Source organism: Kitasatospora sp. SC0581 (assembly GCF_048159585.1).
Classification (GTDB): Bacteria; Actinomycetota; Actinomycetes; order Streptomycetales; family Streptomycetaceae; genus Kitasatospora.
In genome coordinates, this window is the sequence record NZ_JBLRWA010000299.1 from 1 (window position 1) to 328 (window position 328).

General features: G+C 78.7%; 1 pseudogene. It reads right to left on the minus strand.

The window, feature by feature from the left end:
- Positions 1-328 (minus strand): annotated as a pseudogene (locus ACLWS4_RS38175) (hypothetical protein); the annotation flags it as partial.

Sequence of the window (328 nt, forward strand, 5' to 3'; positions counted from 1 at the left end):
CACCCGCGAGCCGTGCTCGGCGCTCGCCACGAGGACGAAGCCGACGCCCGGATGGTGGGCGAGGGTGCGGAGCAGCGCCGGGTGGCGCCGGTCGATCTCCTCGCGGGTCATGCGGTGCGGCACGTCGGGGAAGGAGACGAGGCCGAGGTTGCCGGAGGCGAGGACGACCGGCTCGGAGGGCCCGGCGGACAGCTCCTTCGCGGTCTCGCGGGCCCCGCCCGCCGTGCCGGACTCGTCGAGGGGCCGGTGCAGCGCGAGGCGCAGCGCGTCCCTGGCCGCGTCCCGTGCCTCCGAGCCGCTGCGGGTCCGGCGGACCCGGCGCGGCACC